Source organism: Kutzneria buriramensis (assembly GCF_003387475.1).
In the GTDB taxonomy this organism is placed as follows: Bacteria; Actinomycetota; Actinomycetes; order Mycobacteriales; family Pseudonocardiaceae; genus Kutzneria; species Kutzneria buriramensis.
The window spans coordinates 288736-306107 of record NZ_QUNO01000006.1 but is presented as its reverse complement, the minus strand read 5'-3'; the positions used below and the strand labels follow the sequence as shown (position 1 = coordinate 306107).

General features: G+C 70.2%; 16 protein-coding genes. 8 read left to right on the top strand and 8 right to left on the bottom strand.

The features are described 5' to 3' along the window. Window positions 1-52 precede the first annotated feature (52 nt). The 3 genes from BCF44_RS19475 to BCF44_RS19465 are packed head-to-tail and all read left to right on the top strand — an operon-like array spanning window position 53 to window position 2324. Window positions 53-1009 (top strand): aldo/keto reductase, encoded by a 957-nt coding sequence (locus BCF44_RS19475; protein WP_116175739.1) that lies wholly within the window; start codon window positions 53-55, stop codon window positions 1007-1009. Between the two features lie 35 nt (window positions 1010-1044). Continuing rightward, window positions 1045-2103 (top strand): YncE family protein, encoded by a 1059-nt coding sequence (locus tag BCF44_RS19470; protein ID WP_246015285.1) that lies wholly within the window; start codon window positions 1045-1047, stop codon window positions 2101-2103. Continuing rightward, window positions 2100-2324 carry a DUF5703 family protein gene (locus BCF44_RS19465; RefSeq protein ID WP_116175738.1) on the top strand — a complete coding sequence of 75 codons (225 nt, stop codon included), beginning with the start codon at window positions 2100-2102 and terminating at the stop codon, window positions 2322-2324. The genes BCF44_RS19470 and BCF44_RS19465 overlap by 4 nt, the downstream gene beginning before the upstream one ends. Here the strand turns inward: BCF44_RS19465 and BCF44_RS19460 are convergent. Beyond that, on the bottom strand, window positions 2321-3175 hold the full coding sequence (locus BCF44_RS19460; protein ID WP_116175737.1) for an alpha/beta fold hydrolase: 855 nt from the start codon (window positions 3173-3175) through the stop codon (window positions 2321-2323). The genes BCF44_RS19465 and BCF44_RS19460 overlap by 4 nt on opposite strands. 86 nt (window positions 3176-3261) lie before the next feature. On the opposite strand from BCF44_RS19460, the gene BCF44_RS19455 reads away from it, so the two are divergent. From BCF44_RS19455 to BCF44_RS19445, 3 genes are read left to right on the top strand one after another with little or no spacing between them, the layout of a single operon-like run. Beyond that, window positions 3262-3513: a DUF6412 domain-containing protein gene (locus BCF44_RS19455; RefSeq protein WP_116175736.1), complete on the top strand. Its 252-nt coding sequence runs from the start codon at window positions 3262-3264 to the stop codon at window positions 3511-3513. A gap of 46 nt (window positions 3514-3559) precedes the next feature. Next, window positions 3560-4201: a YidC/Oxa1 family membrane protein insertase gene (locus BCF44_RS19450; RefSeq protein ID WP_116175735.1), complete on the top strand. Its 642-nt coding sequence runs from the start codon at window positions 3560-3562 to the stop codon at window positions 4199-4201. After that, on the top strand, window positions 4198-4695 hold the full coding sequence (locus tag BCF44_RS19445) for a tetratricopeptide repeat protein (RefSeq protein ID WP_246015284.1): 498 nt from the start codon (window positions 4198-4200) through the stop codon (window positions 4693-4695). Before BCF44_RS19450 ends, BCF44_RS19445 begins: the two co-directional genes overlap by 4 nt. A 5-nt stretch (window positions 4696-4700) precedes the next feature. Here the strand turns inward: BCF44_RS19445 and BCF44_RS19440 are convergent, their stop codons facing one another. Further along, complete coding sequence (locus BCF44_RS19440; protein ID WP_116175734.1) at window positions 4701-4931, bottom strand: hypothetical protein; 231 nt, start codon at window positions 4929-4931, stop codon at window positions 4701-4703. 262 nt (window positions 4932-5193) lie between these two features. Here BCF44_RS19440 and BCF44_RS19435 point away from each other — a divergent pair, with 262 nt between their 5' ends. Beyond that, window positions 5194-5634 (top strand): hypothetical protein, encoded by a 441-nt coding sequence (locus tag BCF44_RS19435; RefSeq protein WP_116175733.1) that lies wholly within the window; start codon window positions 5194-5196, stop codon window positions 5632-5634. Between the two features lie 134 nt (window positions 5635-5768). Here BCF44_RS19435 and BCF44_RS19430 read toward each other — a convergent pair whose 3' ends face one another. Continuing rightward, window positions 5769-7109 carry a M20/M25/M40 family metallo-hydrolase gene (locus BCF44_RS19430; protein WP_116175732.1) on the bottom strand — a complete coding sequence of 447 codons (1341 nt, stop codon included), beginning with the start codon at window positions 7107-7109 and terminating at the stop codon, window positions 5769-5771. An 88-nt stretch (window positions 7110-7197) separates the two neighbouring features. Then, on the bottom strand, window positions 7198-7755 hold the full coding sequence (locus BCF44_RS19425) for a hypothetical protein (protein ID WP_246015283.1): 558 nt from the start codon (window positions 7753-7755) through the stop codon (window positions 7198-7200). Between the two features lie 166 nt (window positions 7756-7921). On the opposite strand from BCF44_RS19425, the gene BCF44_RS19420 reads away from it, so the two are divergent. Then, window positions 7922-11041 carry a TIM-barrel domain-containing protein gene (locus BCF44_RS19420; protein WP_116175730.1) on the top strand — a complete coding sequence of 1040 codons (3120 nt, stop codon included), beginning with the start codon at window positions 7922-7924 and terminating at the stop codon, window positions 11039-11041. A gap of 16 nt (window positions 11042-11057) precedes the next feature. Here the strand turns inward: BCF44_RS19420 and BCF44_RS19415 are convergent, their stop codons facing one another. The 4 genes from BCF44_RS19415 to BCF44_RS19400 form a co-directional block, all read right to left on the bottom strand. Then, window positions 11058-12299, bottom strand: a complete 1242-nt coding sequence (locus tag BCF44_RS19415; RefSeq protein WP_116176009.1) for a cytochrome P450 — start codon at window positions 12297-12299, stop codon at window positions 11058-11060. 17 nt (window positions 12300-12316) lie between these two features. Continuing rightward, window positions 12317-13918, bottom strand: a complete 1602-nt coding sequence (locus BCF44_RS19410) for an FAD-dependent oxidoreductase (RefSeq protein ID WP_116175729.1) — start codon at window positions 13916-13918, stop codon at window positions 12317-12319. A gap of 119 nt (window positions 13919-14037) precedes the next feature. Beyond that, window positions 14038-15534 (bottom strand): class II fumarate hydratase, encoded by a 1497-nt coding sequence (locus BCF44_RS19405; protein ID WP_116175728.1) that lies wholly within the window; start codon window positions 15532-15534, stop codon window positions 14038-14040. Next, window positions 15531-17204, bottom strand: coding sequence for an NAD-dependent malic enzyme (locus BCF44_RS19400; protein ID WP_116175727.1), 1674 nt, complete (start codon window positions 17202-17204; stop codon window positions 15531-15533). The genes BCF44_RS19405 and BCF44_RS19400 overlap by 4 nt, the downstream gene beginning before the upstream one ends. Between the last annotated feature and the right edge of the window lie 168 nt (window positions 17205-17372).

Below are 17372 nucleotides of genomic sequence, written 5' to 3'. Positions count from 1 at the left end.
TAACCTCTACGGCAACAGGCCTAGCGGCCAAGATCGGAATAGGCTCGCACCCGTGCAGCATCGACACCTCGGCCGCAGCGGCCTTCGGGTCTCCCGGCTGGCGCTGGGCACCATGACCTGGGGCAAGGACACCGACGCCGAAGAGGCCACCAGGCAGCTCACCGCCTACATCGAGGCCGGCGGCACCCTCGTCGACACCGCCGACGTCTACACCGACGCCGAAGAAATGCTCGGCGCGCTCGTGGGTGATGTGGTCGAACGCGACGACGTCATCATCGCCACCAAGGCCGTCGCCCGCCGCGACGACGGCCCCTTCGGCGGCGGCGCCAGCCGCGGCGCCCTGCTCACGGCCCTGCACGGGTCGCTGCGCCGCCTCGCCGTCGACCACATCGACCTCTGGCAGCTGCACGCCTGGGACAACACCGTCCCGCTCGAGGAGACCCTGTCCGCCGTGGACGCCGCCCAGCAGGCCGGCAAGATCCGCTACGCCGGCGTCTCCAACTACACCGGCTGGCAGCTCGCCACCGCCGCCGCCACCAGCCCCAGCCGCATCGTCTCCACCCAGGTCGAGTACTCCCTGCTCGAACGCGGCATCGAACGCGAGGTCGCCCCCGCCGCCGACCACCACGGCGTCGGCATCCTCTGCTGGGCCCCCATCGGCCGCGGCGTCCTCACCGGCAAATACCGCAACGCCACCCCCAGCGACTCTCGCGGCGCCTCCCCGCACTACGCCCCCTACGTCGAACACCACCGCAGCGAACGCGCCGCCCGAATCGTGCAAGCCGTCGTCACCGCCGCCGACGGCCTCGGCACCACACCCCTCGCCGTCGCCCTGGCCTGGGTGCGCGACCGGCCCGGCGTCGTCGCCCCCGTCGTCGGCGCACGGGACACCGGCCAACTGCAAGCCAGCCTCGCCGCCGAGGACCTCGTCCTCCCGCCGGCGATTCGTGCCGCTCTGGACGACGTGAGCGATATCGAACTCGGCTATCCGGAAAGACCGCTCGGCTGACCGAGTGTTGTACATGACACGCAAGTGACCCCCACGTGACCACGAAGCGCCAGTCGGGGATGCTGGAGGCAGCACAGCACCACGAGGAGGCCCCGTTGCGCCGGCTCGCCGTCGTCCTGATCGCCGGAACCGCCCTGGTCACGGGGTGTTCCTCCGGCCAGAACAGCGGAGACGACCTCCAGGTCGCCGACACCGTCACCGCCGCCACCCCGGCCAACTCACCGGCCCCCGCCACCACACCCGCCGGCACCGTGCTGCCCCTGAGCCAGCACGCCACGGCCATCGCCGTCGACGCCGCCCAGCACACCGCCGTCGTCGCCGTCGACAACCCGCCCGGGCTCCGCCTCTACGACCTGACCAGCCTCAACACCCCACCCAAGACGCTGGACCTGCCCGGCCGGGTCGACAACCTCAGCACCTCCGGCGACACCGTGCTGGCCCCCGTCCGCACGGCCAACGCCCTCCTACGCATCACCCTGCCCACCGGCGCCGTGGACAAGATCACACTCACCGGCGGCCCCGTCGCCGCCAACACCCGGGGCGACCAGACCCTCGTCGCCCTCCACGACACGAAATCCGTCGCCGTCCTCACCGGCGACAAGACCGACCGCACCATCACCGGCCTCGCCAGCGCCGACCAAGCCCTGCCCGTCGGCGACAAGGCCGTCGTCCTCGACCGCCTCCGCACCGCCGTCTTCGACCTCGACCCCGCCGCCGGCACCATCGGCGCCGGCCTGCGCGCCGGCGACGGCGCCACCAACGCCGTCACCGACAAGTACGGCCGGGTCCTCGTCACCGACAGCCGCGGCGGCGAACTCCTCGTCTACAAACCCGACACCCTCGTCGAACTCCAGCGCTACCCCGTGCCCGGCGCGCCCTACGGGATCGCCTACGACCCCGCCCACGACCTCGCATGGGTCACCCTCACCGCAACCAACCAGGTGGTCGGCTACGACATCGCCGGCGGCGAACCCGTCGAACGCCACCGCCTGAACACCGTCCGCCAACCCGACTCGGTGGCGGCCGACCCCAACACCGGACGCGTGCTCGTCGCGTCCGCCGACGGCGGAGGAGTCCAGGTGATCACACCATGACAGCAGCCACCAACGAGGTGGTCGACGGCGACTGGGAGTACCGCGGCCTGCGACTGCCGCCCGGCGTCTCCCGCCGCACCGCCGCCACCCAGCTCGCCATCCACGCCGAATTCGCCGGCTGGGAACTCTCCCGGGTCCTGCTCTACGGCGACGGCACCCGCAAGGTCTGGCTCCGCCGCAAGCGCCGAGCCGACAGCCTCGCACCCGGCCCCATCAGCTAGACCAGACCCCGCACCAACCGCACCACCTCGTCAGGACGCTCCAGCGGCAGCATGTGCCCGGCGCCCGGCAGCACCACCGCGTCCCCGGCCCCCACCGCCTTCACCAGAGCCTGCGCGTTCGACGAAGGACACAACCGGTCCTTCTCCCCCACCGCGGCCACCACCGGCGCCCGCGCCGCCACCGTCAACGCCGCCTCCCGGTCGTACCGGTCGAAGGCCGGACGGAACAGCGCCACCGTCGCCGGCCAGTGCTCCGCCACCATCTCCGCGGTCAACGCCGCGTCGTCCTCGTCCGCGTCGTCGCCGAACAGCCACCACTTCAGGCCCGCCGCCTTCGCCGGCTCGATCCGCCCCCGGATATGCCGCACCACCGGCCCGAAGACCTTCTCCAACTCCTCCACGAGCTTCCCGACGGCCTGCGGCCACGCCAGCGACGACTCGCCCCGCCGACCCACCGCCGTCGACAGGAACGCCAACCCCGACACCCGCCGCGCGAACAGCCGCGGATGCCGCTCCACCAGCGCCATCGTCGCCATGCCACCCATCGAGTGGCCCACCACGACCACCCGCTCCGAGTCGACACCGCGCTCGATCAGCTCGGCCAGGTCGTCACCGAGCTGCTCGATCGTCGCCGTCTCCGGCGTCGCCGGCCCCGACTGCCCATGGCCGCGATGGTCGTAGGCCACGACCTGCAACTCGTCGTGCGCCAACTCCGGGATCACCCGATGCCAGCTGCGGTGATCCAACGCGTAACCGTGCGCCAGCACCACGGTCACCGGTGCGTCCGGAGCGCCGGCCCGAACCACGTTCAGCCCGACTCCGTCTTCCAGCGGAAAGAGCTCGTCCACCATTCAAGGATCGTGTCATGTAGTCAGGACACCTGCGACCGATGTCGTACCCTCTGGAGTAGTGACCGCGCCGTAGGAGGGGATGGATCGTGCACGAACTCGTCACGACCTTCACCACCCTCATGACCGCCGGCCCCGGCCTCGCGAGCCTCGTCCTGCTCGCCGGCGTCCTCATCGCCGCGCTGGCCATCCACCTCTGCTCCACCCGCCACGCCGACCACGCGGTCCGCCGCACCGTCGGCCTGGCCCACCGCGAGCAGGCCCGCAGCCGCCGCGTGCTGCGCCAACTCGACCCGGACGCGCCCGGACACACCCGATCCCGAGCACCTTCAGCGGCCTGACCCACCCCAGGCACCTATTTCTCACCCTCCGCTGAAGGGCCCCCTCATGCTGTCCTTTCTCGACCCGTTCATCGACGCCGCCTACCACCTGGTCAACTGGCTCGCGCCGCTCACCGGCACCGCCGGCGCCATCGTCGCCTTCGTCATGATCATCCGACTCTGCCTGCACCCGCTGGCCCGCATCCAGGTCCGCGGCGAGAAGGCCCGTGCCGCCGTCATGCCCAAGCTCAAGGAGATCCAGGACAAACACCGCGACAACCCCGACCGCCTCAACCAGGAACTGGCCGCCTTCTACGGCGGCGAGGGCAAGGGCATGTTCGCCGGCTGCCTGCCCATGCTCATCCAGCTGCCGATCTTCTCCGTGATGTACCGGCTGTTCCTGTCGCCGACCGTCGGCGGCCACCCCAACCTGCTGCTCACCCACACACTGCTCGGCACGCCCCTGAGCACGGTGTTCCTCACCTCGCCGAGCCTCGCCGCCGTCTGTCTGTTCGCGCTGATGGCCGGCGTCGCCACGTGGACGGCGATGCGCATGACCGGCCCCAAGCTGCTGCGGGCGTTGCCCTTCGGCACGGTCGTGTTCGCGATGTTCGTGCCGCTCGCGGCCGGCATCTACCTGCTCACCACCACCGCGTGGACAGCCGCCGAGCGCGCGCTGCTCCAACGGCGTGAGAAGGTCACCGTGTGATCGATGTCGAGGAGCAGCTGGCCCGGGCCGTGTCGCTACGCGAGTCCGGCTCGCTGGACCAGGCCCGGGACCTGCTGCTGCACCTGTCGACGGTCGCGCCCGACCACGTCCAGGTCGCCTACCAGACCGCGTGGGTGCACGACCTGCTCGGCCTCGAACGCGAAGCCGTCCCGTTCTACGTGCGGGCGCTCGACGGCGACGGACTCTCCGCCGCCGAGCGCCGCGGCGCCACGCTCGGTCTGGGCAGCACGTACCGGTCGCTCGGCATGTACGCCGAGGCCGTCGGCGTGCTGGCGGCCGGCGCCGCCGAGTTCCCGGGCGACCGCGCGCTTGCCGTGTTCCTCGCAATGGCCCGGTACAACGCCGGCGACGCCAAGGAGGCGGTGGCGTCGCTGCTCACCCTGCTCGCCGACACCACTTCCGACCCCGACATCCAGCGCTACCACCGGGCCATCACCTTTTACGCCGAGGATCTGGACCGCGTCTGGTCCTGAAATCCTCAGCCCTGATTCCGATAGAGGTCGGACCTGCCGCCGGGCCGGTTCACGCAGTAATAATCGAACGGCGGCTCCGAATGCAGATTGAGGTACGACGCCGTCCCGATGCAGGCCGCCCGGCTGTACGTCCCGATGAACTTCGGCGGCTCGGCCTGGGCCTCGGCCAACGCCGCGCCCGCGAACGCCAGCAATCCCAGGGCCGTCAGGCCGGCGACGAAGAGTTTCCGAGTCATCCTCATCCATTCTCTCGACAGGGATCACCGTACTCAACAACCGCGACAACGCCCGCCGCGCGATCAATGGTGAAGGCGATATTGCCCGAGGGGCGAACAATGGCGGTGGACAACCGGTCGGCCATGTCGCCATTTCGAATTCCGACGTGACCCTGACGCCAGTCGGGTGGCGCCGACCCGGTGGTCTCGGCCGGCCGGTATCTGGACGGCGCCGCGCCCCACGTGTGCTACGGCCCGAACGGCCGAGACCCCAGGAGGACACGTGAACCCGAACGACCCGGACCGGGTGTGGAGCTCGCTGACGCTGGACGTCAAGGAGAAGGCGCTCAGCTTCCTCTCGACCCAGGATCTCGCCCAGGTGACCCAGGTGGATCAGGCCACGCACGCCCTGGTCGGCACCAACCCCGTCGCCGGCGAGGCGTGGGTGCTGGAGATGAGCCGGCACAACGACGCCTACTCGGCGGCCGTGGACCTGGCCGCCGCCGACTTCGGCGCCCAGTGGCGGGTGACCTCACAGCTGAGCGAGCTGGTCAGGATCATCCGGACCGTGCCGGAGATGGTGACCGGCCTGAGCGCCGACTGGTCCAGCCATCAGAACCTGCTTGACCAGTACAACCGCTTCGAGGCGATCACCGAGCGGGCCCGACTCGTCATGCCGGAGGGTGTGATCCCGGCCGACCCCTTCGCGGAGATCACCTTCTGACCCGGCGAGTCCGACCTCCACTGCCCGGCCGCGCCTGGGACTCGGTGCGACGCGGCCGGGTTCGCTCTTCAGCGGTTTGGCTTGTGTTGTGGCGAGTGGGATTAGTTTTAGTCGCCACTGAAGCTATAGTACTATCATGCCTCTCGAAGGAAGCGATCCAGGACGCGGGTGCCGAACTCGAGGGCCTCGACCGGGACCCGCTCGTCGACGCCGTGGAACAGCGCCGTGAAGTCCAGGTCGTCGGGCAGCTTCAGCGGCGCGAAGCCGAAGTTGCGGATCCCCAGCCGCTGGAACGACTTCGCGTCCGTGCCGCCGGACAGCATGTACGGCAGCAGCTTCGCCCCCGGGTCCTCGGCCAGGATCGAGCTGTGCATCCGGTCCACCAGGGCCCCGTCGAACGTCGTCTCCACCGGCGGCAGGCTCAGCCACTCCCGCTCCACGTCCGGCCCCAGGATCTCGGCCAGCTCCCGCTCGAACGCCTCCTCACGGCCCGGCAGGATCCGGCAGTCGACGGCCGCCTCCGCCACCGACGGGATCACGTTCGCCTTGTAGCCGGCGTTGAGCATGGTCGGGTTGGCGGTGTCCCGCAGCGTTGCGCCGACGAGCCGGGAGATGCCGCCCAGCTTGGCGATCGCGCCGTCCAGATCGTCCTCGGGGAACTCCAGGCCGGTCAGCTCGGTGACGCCGGCGAGGAACTCGCGCACGGAATCCGTGAGCACCACCGGGAATCGGTGCCGGCCGAGCCGGGCCACGGCCTCGGACAGCTTGGTGACGGCGTTGTCCTCCGCCACCATCGAGCCGTGCCCGGCGCGGCCGCGCACCCGCAGCTTGAGCCAGGCGATGCCCTTCTCGGCGGTCTCCACCAGGTACGCCCGCACGCCGTCCTTGAGCGTGATCGAGTAGCCGCCGACCTCGCTGATCGCCTCCGTGCAGCCCTCGAACAGCTCCGGCCGGTTGTCCACCAGCCAGCTCGCCCCCTGCTGCCCGCCGGCCTCCTCGTCGGCCAGGAAGGCGAACACGATGTCCCGCCGGGGCACGATGCCGTCCCGCTTGAGCCGGCGGGCCACCGCCAGGCTCATCGCCACCATGTCCTTCATGTCGACGGCGCCGCGGCCCCACACGTAGCCGTCCTGGACGGCGCCGGAGAACGGGTGCACCGACCACTCCGACGCGTCCGCCGGCACCACGTCCAGGTGGCCGTGCACCAGCAGCGCTCCCCTGCTGGGATCCGCGCCGGCCAGGCGCACGACCACGTTGCCACGGCCGGGCCCCTGGTCCCCCGACTCCACGTACGTCGTCTCGTAGCCGACCTCGGCGAGCTTGCCCGCCACGTACTCGGCGGCCGCCCGCTCCCCCACCAGCGTCGCGGGATCCCCGGTGTTGGTGGTGTCGATCTGGATCAGCTCACTGGCGAGTTCCACCGCTTCCCGCTCGGCCAGCCGCAACCCGTCATCCGTCTTCTGGAGCTCGCTCACCCGCCATTCCTACCATCGGCGGCGGCCCCGTCCCGATCTTCGGGACTCCTGGCCGCTGTTGGCTCCGGCCCTTCCGGTCGGACTGTTTTCAGTCGTCACTGAAGTTATAGTGCTTCAGGTTCAGAAGAGAACCCTCGTACAGCAGCCCGTCGTCGCCGTGGACCCGCGCCGTCAGCCGCCGCGCAAGCTCGTGCGCCTGCCCGTTCAGGCCCCAGACCTCGTCCAGCCGGTCGTCGATCGACGCCGTGTCCGGCAGCACCGGCGGCGGGGCCAACTGGAGGTCCACCGCGAAGGTGTGGGCCACGATGTCCGCCGGCACGACCGCGCCCGTCCCGCTGATCACCTCCAGCCGGCGCACCCCCGGCTCGACCGTGCCGCAGATCGCCGGCGTCACGCTCCACACCGTGAACGGCCGGTCGTCGTCGGGCCGGCGGTGCCCGTTCTGCATGATGTTGAACAGGGGCCGCTCCCCCGGCCGGAAGACGACCTCCGCCTCGGCGCCGGAGTCGTGATAGGCCAACAGTCTGTTGCCAGCGGTGCGCGCGCCGGCATGCCACCCGGAGTAGCTCACGCCGGCCGCCGCGGCGCGGTACGCGGCCGCGAACGCCTCGAGCTCGGCCACCTGCTGGTCATCGGATGTCGTCACGTCCGCCACCTTCGCCGTTGCGACGTGCCCTCGCATCCGGGACGTCCCTGACATTTCCCCCACGTCAACCCCGTGTCCATGGTGGACAAGATGCTTTACAACGTTGTGTCGAGGCCGTAGAACCGATTCAGAGCGTCACCTCGAACCCTGCCGCCGAGGAGTGACCATGAGCTCTGTTCGCAGCGTCGCGACGGGTCTGGCCCTGCTGCTGGTCGCGACGTCCGTCCAACTACCAGCGGCTTCAGCCGCGCCTCGCGCCCGCGTGCACGCCGTGACGTCGGGCAACGCCAGATTCGAGGTCCTCTCGCCCACGCTGATCCGCACCGAGTACGCCGGCGACACGAAGTTCGTGGACGCACCGACGTTCAACGCGATCGGCCGGGACGGCTTCCCCAACACCCAGTTCAGCACTTCCACCGCGAACGGCTGGCTGACCATCGACACGGGGTCGCTGACGCTGCGGTACAGGACCGGCTCCGGCGCGTTCAGCAGCGACAACCTCCAGGTGCAGCTGAAGGCCGGCGCGCAGACCGTGACCGGACGGCCGTGGGTGGTCCCCTCCTGCTCCCCCGGCGTGCTCTGCGAGGCCGAGGACCTGACGCTGAATGGCATCGCCGTCGCCAACGACCACACCGGCTACACGGGCCGCGGCTTCGCCGCCGGCTTCCAGGGAACCGGCAACTCGCTGTCGTTCCAGGTGACGGTGCCGTCCGACGGCAGCTACCAGCTCGACGCCCGCTACGCCAACGCGACCGGCGGCGACGGGCAGAACACGACCCGCACGCTGACCGCCTCGGCGGACGGCGTCGCGCACACCCTCACCCTGCCGACCACTGCGGACTGGAACACGTGGGCGCTGGTGTCCACGACCCTCACGCTGACGGCCGGCACGCACAACGTCACGATCGCCCGTGGCCCCAACGACTCCGGCAACGTGAACATCGACAGCCTCGCGCTGGTCACCCCCGGCGCGGGCTACCCCGCTCCTCCCCCACCGGCGGCCAGCACCTGCGCGTACGGGGGCGTGTGCGAGGCGGAGGCCGGCGCGTTCGGCGGCTCGGCGTCGCTGGCCACCGACCACAACGACTTCTCCGGCAGCGGCTTCGTCGCCGGTCTCGGCACCGGCGCCAGCGACACGATCCACGTCACCGGCGTGCCGGCAGCCGGCACGTATGCCTTGCAGCTGCGGTACTCCAACGCCCAGCCGGCCCCGCGGCCGGTGACCGTGCAGGGCACTCCCGTGTCGCTGCCGACCACCAGCAGCTGGGACGCCTGGCGCACGATCGCCACCCCGGTCACGCTTCAAGCCGGCGCAAATGACGTGGCGATCGGATGTCCGGACGCCAACAGCTGCCAGCTGAACATCGACACCGTCGCGGTGACGCCCACCGGCTCTCCGCTGCTGGCCCCGCACGCCCCGCTCGGCGGCTACCGCCGCGGCCTCGACGGCGTGAACGGCTACGCGGTCACCACGCCCGGCCTTCTGTACCAGGACGGCTGGAGCCTGCTCGACGACACCACGTCGGCCTTGTACAGCAACGGAACCGTCAGCCAGCGGCCCGGCCACAGCGGGCTCCCCTACCAGGACGGCTACGTCTTCGGCTACGGCCACGACTACCAGCGCGGGTTGTCCGACCTGGCGCGGCTGACCGGCCCCTCCGAGCTCCTCCCCCGCTGGGCCTACGGGGTCTGGTACTCCGAGTACTACGACCGGACCGCCGCCCAGTACGAGAACACCATCCTGCCGAAGTTCCGCGCCGACGGCGTGCCGCTGGACGTGCTGGTCACCGACACCGACTTCAAGTCCCCGAGCACGTGGGACGGTTGGGAGATGGATCCGGCGAAGTTCCCCGATCCCCAGGGTTTCTTCGACTGGTCGGCGGCGCAGGGGCTGCACAACACCCTCAACATCCACTCCAGCATCGTGCCGAACGACCCCCAGTTCGCGCAGGCACAGGCCACCGCCCACAACGGGCTCGCCAAGTCCGGCGACACCTACGTCTTCGACTGGGGCCAGCCCGACCAGCTCAAGGCCTACTTCGACCTGCACCAGGCGATGGAGCAGCAGGGCGCGGACTTCTGGTGGCTGGACTGGTGCTGCGACAACTCCTTCTCGTCGCTGCCGGGCGTCACGCCGGACGCGTGGATCAACCAGCAGTACGCCACCGACAGCGACAAGCTGATCGGCCGCGGCTTCGCGTTCTCCCGGGCGTACGGGTCGCTCCAGGCCGGCGGCTACAGCGGGCAGGCGGGGCTGCCGACCGGGCCGTGGGCCGACAAGCGGACCACCATGCACTTCACCGGTGACACCACGTCCAACTGGTCGGTGCTGAAGTGGGAAGTCGGCTACACCCCCGGCGAGTCGGCGGCGACCGGCCTTTCCGCGGTGAGCCACGACATCGGCGGCTTCAACAACGACGGCACGCAGGCCGCCGGCTCGGAACCGGGCAGCACCAAGGATCCCGACGACCTCTACGCCCGGTGGGTGCAGCTCGGCACGTTCCAGCCGATCGACCGGCTGCACGGCAACCACAGCGACCGTCTGCCCTGGCAGTACGGCACGGACGCGAAGAACTCCGCCGAGAAGTTCCTGAACCTGCGCGAGGATCTCGTCCCGTACACGTACACGCTGGCCACCAGCGGGCTGCCGGTGGTGCGGCCACTCTACCTCCAGTACCCGAACGAGCAGGACGCGTACGCCCAGGACGGCAACGAGTACCTGTACGGGCCGGATGTGCTGGTGGCGCCGGTGACGACGCCGGGCAGCACCGCGACCACGTCGGTCTGGTTCCCGCCCGGCAGCAGCTGGACGGACTACTTCACCGGCAAGACCTACGCCGGCGGCACGACGCAGAACGTCAGCACCGACCTCAGCACCATGCCGGTGTTCGTGCGTTCCGGCGGCATCGTCACCACCCGCACGTCGAACGTCGCCAACGACGTGCAGAACCCGCTGACCAAGGCGACCGTGACTGCGTCCGGCGGCGCCGACGGCCAGACTGCCTTGTACGAGGACAACGGCACCGACGCCAAGCACAGCGCGTCCACGCCGATCCAGTACACGGACAGCCAGCACCAGGTCCGGATCGGGCCGGCCATGGGCAGCTTCGCCGGGCAGGTCACGCAGCGCCAGTGGACCGTGGCCTTCACGAACGCGTCGGCACCGAGCAGCGTCTCCGTCAACGGGCGGAGTAGTTCCTTCACCTGGAACGCCACCACGCGGACGATCACCGTCACCGCCCCCACCCAGTCGACCGGACAGCCGCTGGTCGTCTCCTACCGATGACAACGGACGAGTCAGATCATGGCCGGGCGGGGTCGACGGCGTCGATGTCGACGAAGAGGTGCCGAGGACCGCGCAGGCCGGGATTCGCCCGGTAGGGCGGCGGGTCGGCGACGAGTCGGGGGTTGCGCAGCCGCTGCGCGAGCTCGGTGAGGGCGATCCGGGTCTCGGGACGGGCCAGCGGGGCGCCGAAGCAGTAGTGGACGCCGCCGCCGAAGCCCAGGTGCTCGTTGTGCGCGCGGTCCGGATCGAAACGATCCGGGTCAGGGGTCAACGCCGGGTCGCGGCTGCCGGCGGCGAGCACGAGTGTCACTCGTGACCCCGCGGGAATGGTGACACCGGCGATCTCGATGTCGTCGAGGGTGTTGCGGGTTTCGGGCAGGAGGTGCACGGGTGGTTCGTAGCGCAGGAGTTCCTCGACCACCCGGGCGGCCAGATCGGGTTCCTCGCCGCGACGGAGCCGGTCGAGCACCTCGGGGTGCCGCAGCAGGGTGAGCATGCCGTTGGTGATGAGGTTGACGGTCGTCTCGTGGCCGGCGACGAGCAGCAGTGCCGCGTTGGCCAGCACCTGTGCGCGGGTCATCGGCTCGTCGCCACCGGAAGCCCGCAACAGTCCGGAGAGCAGGTCGTCGCCGGCGGGCTGGTCGGCGCGGGCGTCGAGCAGCCCGCCGAAGTACTGCCCCAGGTTCGCCATGGCCTTGTTCCGTTGGCGGTCCCGCTCGGTGATCGATCCGGTGGTCGGGTCGGCGACCTGGATGAGCGCGTCGGACAACGCCTGGAAGCGCGGTTCGTCCTCGCGAGGCACGTCCAACAGCCGGCAGATCACCGTGACCGGGAACGGATAGGCGAACTCGTCGACGATGTCCACCCGCGTCTTGCCCACCAGGTCGTCGATGAGGCCGGTGACGATCACCCGCATGTCGGGCAGCATGCCGTCGACGCGACCGGGGCGGTGCGGAGGCCCGAAATCCCACGTCAGCAGGCGCCGGATCCGGTCGTGCTCGGGTGGGTCGAGCCGGATGAAACTCGGCGGCAGCCCAGGGCCTTCGCCGGACACGGTGCCCATCTCGGGAAGATGGCGCAGATCCGAGCTCAGCCGCGGGTCGTGCAGCAGGGCGACGATCTCCGGGTAGGTGCTCACCACGTAGCTGCCGTCCTCGACCTGCCGCACGGGTGTCTTGCGCAGCTCGGTGTAGAGCGGGTACGGGTCGGCGCGGTGGGAGTGGTCGAGAATCTGCTGCCAGACGCTGCTTCCGGTCATGGTCGGCATCTCCGGTGTCACAGGTACGGTCGGCGTACCAACGTGGCCCGCCGCTGGCCAGGGGTGTGGCCGGTGACCACGACGGTGGCCTGATAGGTGGGCCGCACCGGCACCTCGGCCGGCACCGGGTGCACGTCGGGAGGCTGGTCGACAGTGCGGAAGGACGGCGGGAACGGGGCCGCCTGGTTGATCAGTCCCGCGTAGAACTCCAGCCACTTGGACTGGTTGAAGGCGACCGCGGCGGTGATGCGCCCGCGGTAGCCGTACACGGCGACGAAGCGGCGTTGGGCCACCGATCCCTGGGGGATGACGACCTGGTCGGCGTAGGTCGGGACGCCGACCGACTTGATCTCGGCGTCGTACTGCGTGGACCAGAACTCCGGCAGCGCCAGGTGCGCCCAGCGCCGGCTCTGTGGGCTGATCATGTTGTGGGCGGCGATCTCCGCCTGGGCGACGGCGTTTCCCCAGTGTTCGAGGGCGAGGTACTGGAAGCCGTAGACGGGATGGGGGAAGCGCGCCACGTCGCCGGCGACGAACACATCGTCGGTGACGACACCGTTGGCATCGACAGCCCGACAGCCGGCGTCGCAGGCCACACCCCACGGCCCCGCCGCCAGCCCCGCGCCCTCCAGCCACTCGACGTTGCGGACACTGCCCAGCGCGGCCACCGCCACATCGACCTCCATCGTGGTGCCGTCGGACAGTCGGGCCCGCCGCAGCCGCCCGTCCCGGTCGCCTTCCAGCGCCTCGACCTGAACGCCGCAGCGCAGGTCGACCCCGTGGTCGCGATGCATCTGGGCCGCGATACGGCCGATCACCGCGCCCAGGGCCCCCGCCAGCGGCGCGGGTCCCCGGTCGACCATGGTGACCAGCACGTCCAGCTCGCGGCACGCGGCAGCCACCTCGCAGCCGGTGAACCCGGCGCCGATGACCAGCACCCGGCTGGGGCCGGCGGCCAGTCGCCTGCGCAGTCCCTCCGCGTCCTCCGGGGTGCGGATCGTGCACACCCCGTCGAGTCCGGCCGCTGTCTCCTTCGGCCACGCGCGGGCCCGCAACCCGGTCGCGATGAGCATCCGGTCGAATCGCACGCGCTGGCCATCGGCCAGGATCACCTGCTTGCCGCCCAGGTCGAGACCCGTGGCCGGGACCCCCAACCGCCAGCGCACATCGAACTCGTCATGGCGGGGCAGCACGGTGCCCTGTGCCGAGGCGCGGCCGATCAGGACCTGCTTGGACAGCGGCGGCCGGTCGTACGGCGGATGAGCTTCGTCGCCGATCATGGTCAGCGAGCCGGCGAAGCCCTCCCGGCGCAGCACCGAGGCGGCCCGCAGGCCGGCCAGCGAGGCGCCGACGATGACGATGCGCCCAATGCGCTCCATCTCCTCGCCGAGGCCGCGCGAGGTCTCGGGCGACAGGCGGTGCCGCCCGCCCTCCCGGTCGACGAGGATGGCCTGGACCGGGCAGGCGGCCACCGCCCGTTCGATCCTCTCCCGCTGGCCCTGGCCCGGATCCGAGTCGTACAGCAACGCCTCGTCCCCCCGCATGGCGAACACCTCTGGCGCGGCGAACGCACACTGCGCGTATCCCTGACACCGGGTGAGGTCCACGATGACCTTCATCAAGACCTCCGATCCCGAACCTCCACGACGCCCGCTCCTTCGGACGAATCGCGACACGATCAAGTCCAGCATCCGCCCAGGCGTCCAGCCGCGGCCACGTCGTGCACGGCGCATGGACGTCACTGACGCGGATCGCCCCCTGCGGTTCGGGGGGTGGAGGACATGTCGGCGCTCCCGCCTCGAGTCAACGCCAGCGGGTCGACGACCCGGTCGAACAACTCCTCGCCGACGCCATTGGCCAGCGCGGCCTGCTTCAGGGTGAGGTCGTGGTCGATGGCGTGGTGGGCGATGATCGAGGCCCGGTCGTATCCGATCAGCGGCGACAGCGCGGTCACCATCATCACCGACCGGTCGATGTTCTCCGCCAGCCTGGCCCGGTTCAGCTCCGCGCCCTCGATCATGTACTGGCGGAAGTGGTCGCACATGTCGGCCATGATCAGCGCCGAGTGCAGGTAGTTGCTGATCAGGACGGGGCGGAACGCGTTGAGCTCGAAGTTGCCCTCGGCGCCACCCATCGTCACCGCGACGTCGGCGGCGATGACCTGGACGGCCACCATCAGCATGGCTTCGGCCTGGGTGGGGTTGACCTTGCCGGGCATGATCGAGGAGCCAGGCTCGTTGGCGGGCAGGATCAGCTCGTGCAACCCGGTCCGCGGCCCCGAGCCCAGCCACCGCAGATCGTTGGCGATCTTGAACAGGGTCACGGCCACCGCCTTCAGCCCGGCGTGCCCGCGCACCATCGCATCCAGGGTGCCCTGGGCGGCGAACTTGTTCGGCGCGGTCGTGAACGGCGCGCCGGTCATCGACGCGAGTTCCGCGGCGACCTCGGCGCCGAATCCGGGCGGGGCGTTGAGCCCTGTCCCGACGGCGGTGCCGCCCATCGCCAACTTCAGCAGCCCGGCGGTGGCGTGTTCGGCCTCGTCGATCGCGTCGTCGAGCGCGCCGGCGTATCCGGACCACTCCTGGCCTGCGGTCAGCGGCGTCGCGTCCTCGAGGTGGGTGCGGCCGATCTTGACCACGTCCGCCCACCTCGAGGCCTTGTCCTGGATCGCGTCCCGCAGCCGTCGGAGGGCGGGCAGCGTCCGGTCCGTCGTCATCGAATACGCGGCGATGTGCATCGCAGTGGGAAAGGTGTCGTTGCTCGACTGGCCCATGTTCACATGATCGTTGGGGTGCACCGGCCGCTTGGTGCCCAGCGTGCCGCCCACCAACTGGATGCACCGGTTGGCGATGACCTCGTTGACGTTCATGTTCGACTGGGTGCCCGAGCCGGTCTGGAACACGTACAGCGGGAACTCGGTGTCCAGGGCGCCGCCGATCACCTCGTCGCAGACACGGCCGATCAGCCCGCCCTGCCACGCCGGCAGCCGCGCGGCCTTGGTGTTCACGGCGGCTGCCGCCTTCTTCACGTATCCGTAGGCGTGATAGACCTCCTTCGGCATCCGGTCTCGACCGATCGCGAAGTGCTTCAGGCTGCGCTGGGTCTGTGCGCCCCAGTATCGATCCGCCGGCACCTCGACCTCGCCGAGACTGTCGGACTCCCTGCGGGTCCCGGTGGCCGCGATGCCGATGGGGACATCCAGGATCGGCGGTGCTGGATCGCCGGTGTCGGTCATGACGTCTGTCCTCCGGCGGGATAGACGGGCTGCCACATCGCGTCCTGCACCGCCTGGACGGGGTTGTCCAGCGTCTTGGTCGCGACGCCGTCGGCGACCGCGGCCCGGGCCACCGCGACGGCCGTGGTCGCCGAGGACGCGCGCAGGTTCTCCACCGGCGGCACCAGGGCCGCGCCGGGCATGCCGACATCGACCTGGCCGGCCACCGCCTCGGCCGCGGCCAGCAGCATGCCCGCGGTCACCTTCGACGCGCCGGCGACGATCGTGCCCAGGCCCAGCCCCGGATACAGCAGCGCGTTGTTGGCCTGGCCGATCTGATAGGTCACCCCCTCGTATTCCACCGGCGCGACCGGGATGCCGACCGCGACCAACGCCCTGCCCCGCGACCAGGCGATGACGTCGGCGGGCATGGCCTCGATCCGGGAGGTCGGGTTGGAGATCGGGAACACGATCGGCCGCCGCGTGCCGGCGCTCATCGTCTCGATGACCTCCCGGGTGAACGCGCCGTGCGCCGTTGAGGTACCCAGCAGAATCGTCGGCTTCACGTGCCGAACCGCGTCGAGCAGGGTGATCGGCCCACTGTCGACGCCCCAGTGCTTGACCTCTGCCGGGTCGCGGGCGTAGGGCTGCTGGTAGTCACGCAGATCGGTCATGTCACTGGTGAGCAGTCCCTGCTTGTCCACCAGCCACACCTGCGCTGTCGCCTGTTCGGCGGTGGCGCCATCACGGATCATGGCGTCACGCAGCTGGTCGGCGATGCCCACCCCAGCGGTGCCGGCCCCGAACACCAGCAACTTCTGCTCCCGCATCGGCACTGTGGATACCTTCACCGCCGACAGCGCGGCGGCCAGGGTGATCGCGCCGGTGCCCTGCATGTCGTCGTTGAAGATCCGGTACCGGTCGCCGTAGGTGACCAGGATCCGCCGGGCGTTGCCCGGCCCGAAGTCCTCGAAGTGCAGCAGCGCGTTGGGGAACAGCGTCGAGGCGGTGTCCAGGTATCGGGCGATGAACGCGTCGTAGGCCGCCCCGCGGACGCGTGCGTGCCGGTTGCCGAGGTACAGCGGATCGTTCAACAGTGTCTCGTTGTCCGTGCCGACGTCCAGGGACACCGGGATCACCCGGCGCGGGTCGATCCCCGCGGCAGCGGTGTAGACGGCCAGTTTGCCGACCGCGATCTGGATGCCGCCCACGCCCCAGTCGCCGATGCCGAGGATCTCCTCCGCGTCGGTGCACACGATCAGATCGACGTCGTCGGGCCCCAGCCCCAGCGACTCGAACGCGGTGGCAATCGAATCGGGCTGGTCGATGGACAGGAAGACACCGCGCGGACGGCGGTATTCGTGGGAGTAGGTTTCGATCGCCGCCCCGACGGTGGGGTCGTAGACCACCGGCAGCAGTTCGGCCAGGTGGTCGGTCAGGAGCCGGTAGTACAGCACCTCGTTGCGGTCGTGCAGCTGCTCGAGGTACACGTTCTTGGCCAGGTCGCCGGTCTGCCGGCGTAGTTGGCTGTACGCGCGCTGGGCCTGCTGGTCCAGCGTCAGCACGGCGGACGGCAATCGTCCGATCAGACCGAGCTCCGCCCGCTCCGAGTGCGTGAACGCGACACCTCGATTGCGCACAGGATCAGACAGGACATCCGGCGCCGCGGGTGCTTCGCGTGGCACAGTCATGGTGATCTCCTTCGGGAAGCCGCTGCCGTGCTCGGTCGGGGCGTGGCGAGTGAGCCCAGGACGCCGATTCCGAACACGGTCGAAATGGTTGTCTTGCCCATCGGCGATAGAGGGATCGTTCCCGAGAGCGATGTCAGAGTGTCGCTTATGGACAGGCGATCGATGGTC